We start from the raw sequence: 10,843 nt of genomic DNA, 5'->3' as shown, positions 1-10,843 counted from the left end.
ACAGGAATGGTACAAAAAGAAAGATTAAAGCTTGGATTGATTTTTAATTTCGATCCGGTTTGGATGGGAGGGAGCATTTATCTCACGAACTCCATCAGGATATTCAAATTTTTGGAAGACAAAGACATGCCCAAAATCTTTGTTTTTTATAACCCGCTGCTAAAAAATTTCATTGATGAAATAGATTACCCATATGCCGAATTTATACCCCATCAATTTCCACGGTTGTATAAAGGTTACATTCAATCCTGGTTGAAAGGGAAAAATGTCTTTGTTGACGATTTGATTGCGGAATATCATTTGGATGCCGTTTTCCCAATGCACGAATATCCTGTCAAAAGTAAATCAAAGGCAAAACTGGTTTCCTGGTATGCCGATTTACAGCACATGCGGTATCCTGAATTTTGGTCCAAGAAAAAGCGCGCTGGAAGATATGCGAAAATCCGGTTTATTTTGAATAACTCGAAAGATCTGGTTTTGTCAAGTCAGGCTGTAAAAGATGATTTTAACCATTTTTTCAAAATGCCAAAATCCCTCAAAGTCCATATCTATCATTTTGTATCCATTATTGAGGGTCTTCCTGATGTGAGCATTGAGGACTTGCGGGAAAAATATGGGCTAAAGGAAAATTACTTTATGATCAGCAATCAATTCCATAAGCACAAAAACCACAAAGTGGTTTTTGAAGCTGTGGCGATGCTCAAAAAGAAAGGTATTCCAGTCAACATTGCCATTACGGGAAGGTTTCCTGTTGCCGAAAATTCACCATACCTGAGTCAATTGCATGATATTGTGAATGAAAACAACCTGAAAGATCAGATTTCATTTTTAGGCTTGATCCCGCGAGGAGATCAATTGATGTTGATGAAATATTCCCAGGCAATTATACAACCCAGTTTGTTTGAAGGCTGGAGCACTGTAATTGAGGATGCCCGATCACTTCAAGTTCCTGTCATCGCCTCCAGTTTACCAGTCAATATTGAGCAGCTTCAGGAAAAAGGAACTTATTTCGAGCCTTTTGATGTAGAAACTTTGGCCAATCATCTCGTGAATGCACCCAAAAGAGATTTCGGTGTGGATTTGTATGAACCCTATGAAGACAGAATGAAAAAGGCAGCGTATGAATTGCTGAATGTCTTTTTGGATTAAAAAATTAATAATTATTAAGCATTAAAATATGAAAAAGTTATTGGTAACCGGATCCTCCGGATTGATCGGTTCAGAAGTTTGCATGCATTTCGCAAAATTAGGATGGGAAATACACGGGGTTGACAACAATCAGCGGGCTGTATTTTTTGGACCCAATGGTGATACCCGTTGGAATCAGAACAGACTTGAGTCTACAATCAATGAATTTCACCATCATGAATTGGATATCAGAGACAGAGAGGGTGTCATCAATCTAATCAGAGAAATAGCTCCTGATGCCATTGTGCATACTGCTGCACAACCCAGCCATGATCGGGCTGCAGCTATCCCTTTTGATGATTTTGACACCAATGCTGTAGGGACTTTCAATTTGCTTGAAGCCACGAGAAGATATTCAACAGACATTCCTTTCGTACACATGTCTACCAATAAGGTGTATGGTGATGCTCCAAATGAAATTGAAATGGTGGAGCTTGAGACAAGGTGGGATTATGCTGATACATCATACGAGCATGGGATTGCTGAATCTTTCCGTATAGACCAATGCAAGCATTCCCTTTTTGGGGCTTCTAAAGTCAGTGCCGATATCAGTGTTCAGGAATATGGCCGATATTTCAACATGCCAACCTGTGTCTTGAGAGGCGGATGCCTGACAGGACCAAGTCATTCGGGCGTTGAACTGCATGGTTTCTTGAGTTATTTGGTTAAATGTAACCTTGAAGAAAAAGAGTATACCGTTTTTGGATACAAAGGAAAGCAGGTGCGGGACAATATCCACTCGTATGATGTGGCAAGATTTATTGAGGAATTTATTGCTGCACCAAGAATAGCTGAAGTGTATAATCTGGGTGGAGGAAAGGACAATACCTGTTCTGTCTTGGAAGCATTTCAGATTATTTCCGAAATCAGCGGAAAGCCGATGAAATATAAATATGATGAGACCAATAGAATAGGAGATCACATCTGTTATTACAGCGATTTGAGGAAAATGAAATCCCATTACCCAAATTGGGATATCACCAAATCCCTCCAGACAACTTTTGAAGAGATCTATCAGGCTTGGGTAAATAGGGAACAGTAGAATTGTTTTCAGTGAAGCCGGGAAGAAAAATTTCGCTGATATTCAGACAACAATAAAGATTTAGATGTGAATATTTGGATAGTGTCATTGTATGAACCGACATTGGTGGATCAAACCAGACCAATGCGATATATGAGTATTGCATCCGCTTTAAAAAGCAAAGGTGTAACGGTCACCTATTTTTCCTCAACTTTTCGGCATGCCAACAAACATGTTCGTTTTCAGGAACAAACAGAGTTAATGGATGAAGATGGAGTGAAAACGGTTTTTATAAAATCACCTTCCTATTCCAAAAATCTGTCAAGGGAAAGAATAAAAGCGCACAAGGTTTATACCCAAAACATTTTGGCCTATTTCAATCAATCCCATGAGAAACCTGATGTGATTTTGTGTGCCTTTCCTCCGATAGATACGCCACTCGCAATTTCAAATTGGGCCAAAGAAAGAAAAATTGCCTTTGCCTTTGATATCATTGACCCTTGGCCAGATGTCATTCTGAGGATTTTTCCCAAGCTCATGAAACCGTTTGGAAAGATTTTGATAAGCCGTTATAACAAAAGCGTCAGAAAACTGATTGACAATTCCACTGCCATTACAGCCATTTCCAATCAATATATTGAATGGATAAAAGGGAAGAAGTCAGGAGGTTACAAGACTGCTGCTTTTTATCCAACAGTCCCTTTTAAAGAGGTGCAGGCCAAATTGAAAGAGATTCAAAGAGAGCCTTCGGAAAAAGTGAGATTGGTTTATGCAGGGAATCTCGGGATCGCTTATGATATCCCTTGTATTCTTAAAGCTGCCGAAGTACTGGAAAAGCAGTTGCCCGGCAAAACTTCTTTTATTATTGCAGGTGTGGGAGAGCATGCCGGAATGGTGGAGCGCTATCAAGAAAAGCTGGATAATGTAAAATACTTGGGAAGAATTGGTTACGAGGAGCTTTTGGTCCAGTATGCCAATGCTGACCTTGGCCTTGCGCAATACAGCAAGGGAGCTACCCAATCCGTTACGTATAAGTTTTTTGATTATTTGGGAGCAGGCCTTCCGATACTGAACTCCTTGATGAGCGAAATGGCAACTTTGATCGATGACGAAAATGTAGGTCTTAACAATCAGCCCGAAGACTATCTGAAACTAGCAGAGAACATCTCTTTTTTTGTTCAGGAGAAGGATAAACTGAAGGAATTCAGTGAAAATGCAGTCAGTTTAACCGCTAGAAAAGGCGATAATGATGTAGTTTACAATGAATTTGCTGAATTTCTGATTGGACTAAAAAAGGAGGGGTAATTCCCCGATACTGTTCCAGCATTGGGATTTCGCATTTTCACAGACCCGGTTCCCCTTCCCTAGAATATGCCGTAAAACCAACAATAGCAGCCATTTGGCTGCTATTGTTGGTTTTACGGTTTTTGGCCATTACTAAACCCGTGTTATGCATTACCATTTCTATTTCAGACTGGAATGGCATGGGCAATGGACAATACGGGTCAAAATAAAGAGCAGGAAGAATTGGGAGTTTGAAAAGATTTCAAAAGTAAATAGTAACAATTACAGGTTATGATTGGCAAGGGTCACACCGGAGATATTTGTTTCCAATCCAATCAAACCCATTAGGAAGGATTGTATCGGGGAAACTGGTATTTATAACCACTTATCGGACAGTCTTGATCTTGAAAAATTAATGTTATTTTTTGACAGGCTCCTGTCTAAATTTTGTATATTTAAAGCTTCTAATTTGACACGATTACCCATTACTAGTGATTTTTGGTGCATTAAGCACGAGAAAATCAGAAACTATACCAGATTAGCCAAGAATTTTGTTGCGAAGGGTTTATCTCAAAGCATAGACAATTCCAGTGAACAGGTTGCAGAAAGAAAATTTTATACTGGATTTAAATGAATCTTAATTACTGGATATTCTTTCTCCCGATGTTTTTTTTGATAAAAGCATCAAATTCAGTGGATCAGGAGCTTGTCACCGCAAGGTTCGAGCAGATTCAGACTGATGATTATGTTCGTGATTTTATTTTTCCAATTGAACAATCTTGTTTTGATCCGGATGATGATTTTACGCAGCCACCAATTTTTGATGTTGCTGCCGGTATTCGTTCAAACGAAAGAACTTCCCACTATGCGTCACCTATAATTGCGGATGTTACTGGTGATGGAACGCCGGAAATACTTGTCGCTTCAAGTGACAACGTTATATTCACAAGTAATGGTTACTTAAGTTTAACTACCAAGAATATAATCGTTTATAAATATGATGGCACTTCAGTTAATCAAATAGGGGTTATAGAAACACCTCAATTCAATCTGGAAGGCTTAACTCCCTTTGTAGTAGGCAAAATAAATGCAGATGATCTTTACCCCACTATTTTTGTTGCAACTTCTCAGAATCAAGCGGCAAGCCCGCAAGCTCCCGAAAAAACTACTGCACCTGACTTAGATAATATAAATAGTAGTAGAATAATAGCATACCGTTTTACGGGAACCCCAGGTGTATTTAATGAAATAGGCAGAACCAATTTCAAATATGGAGACAATGTGCCTTTGGTGACATTGAGAGTTTTTGATGATTTTGGAGTGAATCCCCTTATTTTTCAAGATGTTTTGGTTCAATTTAGAGAAGGGGCTGCGCCTGGAATGGCCGATTTCAATCAAGATGCGACTTCTGAACTTTATATTTATGATGAAATTTATGATTTAAGTGCCCTTCCAAATATTACCAGAAAAGCCAAAGGTCCTGGTATTTGTCCTGGCGGGATTCCATGCGGAATTGGAATGGTGGGGCATAGCCATTTTGAAAATAGACCTTATTGGGAGGCCAGTTTGGATTTAGAAGATACTTACTCTTTAGTTGAGTCCAATGGAGGTACTATCGCCTTAACCGTAGCAGCTGATGTGACAAATAGCAACGGTTTGGAATTGCTTGCCGGAAACACTGTTTATGATATAAATTTTGGGGCTTCTTGGGAAATGATCCCCAGAATGGCTCCTCCAATAAATGGTCAAACTCCAAGAGATGGTCTTACAGGTGTGGCCAGTGTTTTAGGCGTTTCTCCAGATGTGATGGGGCCTAATAATCAGTTGGATATTATTGTGACCAATGGGAATGCCTTTGGGCAGGACAACAGAAGAGTATATGTATGGAATCCAAATGGACAAATAGCCCACTCAACTGTGTCTTTGAACAGGCCAAATGGTCAAATCATCAATCCAATTAAAAGACCCGTAGATAATCTCCGACTAAGAATGACCGGTGCTCCTTTTATCGGGAATATCCAAGGGGATCGGACACCTGAAATAGGATTTACGGTGACTTATGGCTTGTGGATGTTTGAATACAAGAGGGCAAGCAACGAATTGGTACCGCTGTCAACTTTTGGATCCAATGGATTACTTGAAACCACCGATGAATCAGGCTATACAAAATTGACCATGTTTGATTTTGATCAGGACTTGATCCAAGAAATCGTCTATAGAGACGAGGATTTTTTGCGTATTCTTGGGCCTGATGGATCCAACAAAGTCCCGATGATTGTAGCCAAATCAAATACTGCGGGAGAGGGGGCAATTGTAGCAGATTTAGATAAAAACGGACAGGCTGAGATCGTTTATACGGAATGGGATCGTAATCAATTTGGGCGGCCTGAATTTTATTCTCCCAGTAGATTAACAGTACTTAAATCCTCCGGTACGCCATGGGCTCCTGCAAGAAGTGTTTGGAACCAGTATGGGTATTTCAATGTAAACGTCGGAGGAGACCTCAGCATCCCGAGACAGCAACTGAATCATGCAGGATATGCCAGAGATATATTCCCTGATTTCCCTCAAAACAATCCAGCCGATCATTGTGTAGACCCTTTTGATCAACCCTTAAATAATTTTCTCGTTCAGGCTACATTTTTCTCTGCTCAAGGCTGCCCTGTAGGTATTCCTTTGGTCGATTTGGCTATTTTGAAAGCGGTAGCAAATAGAGTTTGCGATCCCGGGAAATTAAGTTTGACTTTTAATATTGAAAATAAATCGGCCTTACTTAAAGTACTGAACGATACTAAATTTTCTTTTTACTTTAATGGGCAAACATCCCCTTTTTCAGAAAGAACTTTAGGGCAATTGACAGGTGATTTGGATTTTGAACTGGCTTTTACAGATGGTGAAATCCAAATCAATTACATCTTCGAAGGATTGACTATTCCTGCTGGAGACGTGGAAATTATTATAATGGGAAATTATAGTGGCAATATCACCTATGATGGAGCATTAAATCCAGTTTTTGATACGGAGAAATTCGAGTACCCAGAGTGCGTATATCAAAATAATATTACCCAAGATCCTGTAAAAGTCTTAAACACCCCCACTTTTACCATCACCAATTCTGAACCTGAATATTGCGAGGGAGCAGATCTTGCTCCTGGAGTGCCTCTAATCAATTTACTTGTAAACGAAGAGTTTACAGATGTCATTGCTGAAGAAGACCTAGCAGATTTCTTTGCTGCCATTGGTCTTGAAATCAGATGGGAGTATGGTCTAGGTGCCAGCCCTGCAGCAGTGAGCAATTGGATTCCAATAACTTCTGCAACTGCAGAATTTGAAATTGGCCCAACTGGATTGACACTGACAGCCAATGGTCTTGCACCAGGCATCTATCAGATCAGGGCAGTAAGGGATTGTGGGGTAGAGACTTATATAAATACCCAAATTGAAGTTTTTGATATTCCTGAAAACATTTCTTTTACAGGGTTCAATATATCCTGTAATATAGAGAATGATGGTAGTATAGAACCGGATTCCGGTTCTATACCCAGTTTTCCAGTGTGGTATGAACTTTATCTGAATGGTGCCATTATAGATAATAATGATTCAGGAATTTTCTCTAATCTTTCGGATGGAGAGTATGAAATCAGATATTACAATAAGAAAGCCTTTGAATTGAATCCGCAATTGGTTTGTGATGGTGTGGGGCTGGCAACCATCATACGGCCAAGCATCGTGGAGGGATCGGAAATCCCCAGTCCTCCAAATTGTGAACTGCCTAATGGATCGGTTGAGATATCTGCAACGGGAGGCGTTGGAGAATACCGGGTTGAAGTAACAGGTCCGGACGGCTTCGCTGAATCCAAACCGTTTGCATCCGGAGAAACCAGCATTGAATTTATCGGTTTGGCTTCCGGGGACTACAGTTACACTGTTTTCGATGCCAATGACTGTCCAAGTCAGGTCTATCCCTTTACCATTGTTTCTTCTGAGTTGCCTGAGTTCGGGATTTCCGCCGCATCGGTACTGGAGATCTGCGAGGACGACACTGCGATCATCATTGCAGAAATGATTGATGGCGGTGTTCCTCTTGCCGTCCCTTTGTATCAATTTTATTTTGACCAAGCGCTCACGCTGCCTGTAAGTTCGGCGGCTGGGGTGACCTACACCGACAACGGTTCGGGACAGTTGTCCATCAGCGGATTGGAAGGAAGGACTGCTGTTTATGAATACTGGGTGGGGATCATAGGTGACAATACCTGTGACGTTCCGCCATTGAAGGTGGAAGTTACAGTGCACCCCCTTCCGGAAGCGGTTTTCACCGGAGTCGATGCGCTCTGCCATGACGGTTTGGGCACTGTGCTGATTGCGGGTGGGAACGACGATTACCGATATACGGTCAGCGGACCGGAATCCCATACTGCACTTACTGAGGTTGAGCTGGAGACATTGGAACTTTTACAGGGCACCTATACAGTTACGATCACAGATATCTCTTCCGTTTTGAACTGCGAAGTTCCCGGATTTGGATTTACCATCAGTTCCCCTGATCCGGTCACCACTTCTTTTGATGTGACAGCTACTACCTGTGAACTTTCCAATGGAACTGTAGAGATATCTGCAGATGGTGGAGTTGGAGCATATAGAATTGAATTAGCAGGTCCGAACGGCTTTAGTGAATCTGTATCCTTTGCTGCCGGAGCAACAAGCATTGAATTTTCCGATTTGGCTCCGGGAGACTACAGCTACACTGTTTTCGATGCCAATGGATGCCCCATCACCGACAACTTTCAAATTGCTTTTTCAGAGCTACCGGAGTTCGGCATATCCGCCGCTTCGGTACTGGAAATCTGCGAGACCGACACTGCGATCATCATTGCAGAAATGATTGATGGCGGTGTTCCTCTTGCCATCCCTGTGTATCAATTTTATTTTGACCAAGCGCTCACGCTGCCTGTGAGTTCGGCGGCTGGGGTGACCTACACGGACAACGGTTCGGGACAGTTGTCCATCAGCGGATTGGTAGGCAGGACTGCTGTGTACGAATACTGGGTGGGGATCACGGGTGACAATACCTGTTTGGTACCGCCACTCAGGGTGGAGGTTACAGTGTACCCCCTTCCGGAAGCAACGTTCGCCGGAGTCGATGCGCTCTGCCATGACGGTTTGGGCAGCGTGCTGATCACGGATGGGAAGGCCGATTACCGGTATACGGTCAGCGGACCAGAATCCCATACGGCACTTACTGAGGTTGAGCTGGAGACATTGGAACTTTTACAGGGCACCTATACAGTTACGATCACGGATATCTCTTCCACTTTGAACTGCGAAGTTCCCGGATTTGAATTTACCATCAGTTCCCCTGATCCGGTCACCACTTCTTTTGATGTGACAGCTACTACTTGTGAACTTCCCAATGGAACTGTAGAGATATCTGCAGAAGGTGGTGTTGGAGTATACAGAATTGCAATAGCCGGCCCCAACGGATTCACTGAATCTGTAGCCTTTGCTGCCGGAGCAACAAGCATTGAATTTTCCGGTTTGGCTCCGGGTGACTACAGCTACACTGTTTTCGATGCCAATGACTGCCCAAGCATAGAGGCTGATTTCACTGTAGCACCGTCGGATGGACCGGAGTTCGGGATTTTCCCCGCATCGGTACTGGAAATCTGCGAGGCCGAGACCGCGATCATCATTGCAGAAATGATTGATGGCGGTGTTCCTCTTGCCGTCCCCGTGTATCAATTTTATTTTGACCAAGCGCTCACGCTGCCTGTAAGTTCAGCAGCAGGGGTGACCTACACGGACAACGGTTCCGGACAGTTGTCCATCAGCGGATTGGTAGGCAGGAATGCTGTGTACGAATACTGGGTGGGGATCACAGGTGACAATACCTGTTTGGTACCGCCACTGAAGGTGGAAGTTACAGTGCACCCCCTTCCGGAAGCAACGTTCGCCGGAGTCGATGCGCTCTGCCATGACGGTTTGGGTAGTGTGCTGATCACGGATGGGAATTCCGATTACCGGTACACGGTCAGCGGACCGGAATCCCATACGGCACTTACCGAGGTTGAACTGGAAGCATTGGCACTTTTGCAGGGCACTTATTCCGTTACGATCACGGATATCTCTTCCGTTTTGAACTGTGAAGTTCCCGGGTTTGAATTTACCATCAGTTCCCCTGATCCGGTCACCACTTCTTTTGATGTGACAGCTACTACCTGTGAACTTTTCAACGGAACTGTAGAGATATCTGCAGAAGGTGGCGTTGGAGTATACAGAATTGAAATAGCCGGCCCTAACGGATTCACTGAATCTACACTCTTTGCTACCGGGGCAACAAGTATTGAATTCACCGGTTTGGCTCCGGGAGACTACAGCTACACTGTTTTCGATGCCAACGACTGCCCAAGCATAGAGGCTGATTTCACTGTAGCACCGTCGGATGGACCGGAGTTCGGGATATCCGCTGCATCGGTACTGGAAATCTGCGAGGTCGACACCGCGATCATCATTGCAGAAATGATTGATGAAGGTGTCCCCTTGGCTATCCCTGTCTATCAATTTTATTTTGATGAAGCGCTCACGCAGCCCGTAAGTTCAGCGGGAGGAGTGACCTACACAGACAACGGTTCCGGACAGTTGTCCATCAGCGGATTGGAAGGCCGGGATGCTGTGTACGAATACTGGGTTGGAATCTCAGGGGACAATACCTGCGACGTGCCGCCACTGAAGGTGGAAGTTACAGTGCACCCCCTTCCGGAAGCAACGTTCGCCGGAGTCGATGCACTCTGCCATGACGGTTTGGGCAGTGTGCTGATTGCAGATGGGAATGATGATTACCGATACACGGTCAGCGGACCGGAATCCCATACGGCACTTACCGAAGTTGAACTGGAGACATTGGAACTTTTGCAGGGCACTTATTCGGTCACGATTACGGATATCTCATCCACATTAAACTGTGAAGTTCCCGGGTTTGAATTTACCATCAGTTCCCCTGATCCGATCATCCCCACTCACGCGGTGACGGATACCAGTTGCGAACTTGACAACGGCGTGGCGCTGATCACTGCAACAGGAGGTCTTGGAACATACAGAATTGAAATAGCCGGCAACAACGGATTCAACGAATCTGTACCCTTTGCTGCCGGAGCAACAAGTATTGAATTCACCGGTTTGGCTCCGGGAGACTACAGCTACACTGTTTTCGATGCCAATGACTGCCCAAGCATAGAGGCTGATTTCACTGTAGCACCGTCGGATGGACCGGAGTTCGGGATTTCCGCCGCATCGGTACTGGAAATCTGCGAGGACGACACCGCGATCATCATTGCAGAAATGATTGATGAAGGT

The 10,843-nt window shown here is 43.5% G+C and carries 4 protein-coding genes; all 4 read left to right on the top strand.

Annotated elements, in window-relative coordinates:
* Positions 1-6: 6 nt before the first annotated feature.
* On the top strand, positions 7-1,149 hold the full coding sequence (locus F824_RS26950) for a glycosyltransferase family 4 protein (RefSeq protein ID WP_019599432.1): 1,143 nt from the start codon (positions 7-9) through the stop codon (positions 1,147-1,149).
* Positions 1,150-1,177: 28 nt separating this feature from the next.
* Positions 1,178-2,230, top strand: coding sequence for an NAD-dependent epimerase/dehydratase family protein (locus F824_RS0118540; RefSeq protein WP_019599431.1), 1,053 nt, complete (start codon positions 1,178-1,180; stop codon positions 2,228-2,230).
* 132 nt (positions 2,231-2,362) lie between these two features.
* The gene (locus F824_RS0118535; RefSeq protein WP_019599430.1) at positions 2,363-3,514 is read left to right on the top strand and encodes a glycosyltransferase family 4 protein; all 1,152 of its coding nucleotides are present in this window, start codon (positions 2,363-2,365) and stop codon (positions 3,512-3,514) included.
* Positions 3,515-4,123: 609 nt separating this feature from the next.
* Positions 4,124-10,843, top strand: a 6,720-nt coding sequence (locus F824_RS26190) for a hypothetical protein (protein ID WP_154654346.1), incomplete at its 3' end; no start/stop codon positions are given.

This window comes from Rhodonellum psychrophilum GCM71 = DSM 17998, assembly GCF_000381545.1.
In the GTDB taxonomy this organism is placed as follows: Bacteria; Bacteroidota; Bacteroidia; order Cytophagales; family Cyclobacteriaceae; genus Rhodonellum; species Rhodonellum psychrophilum.
Note: the sequence above shows the minus strand (reverse complement) of the source record. Positions and strands in the feature narration are given on the sequence as shown.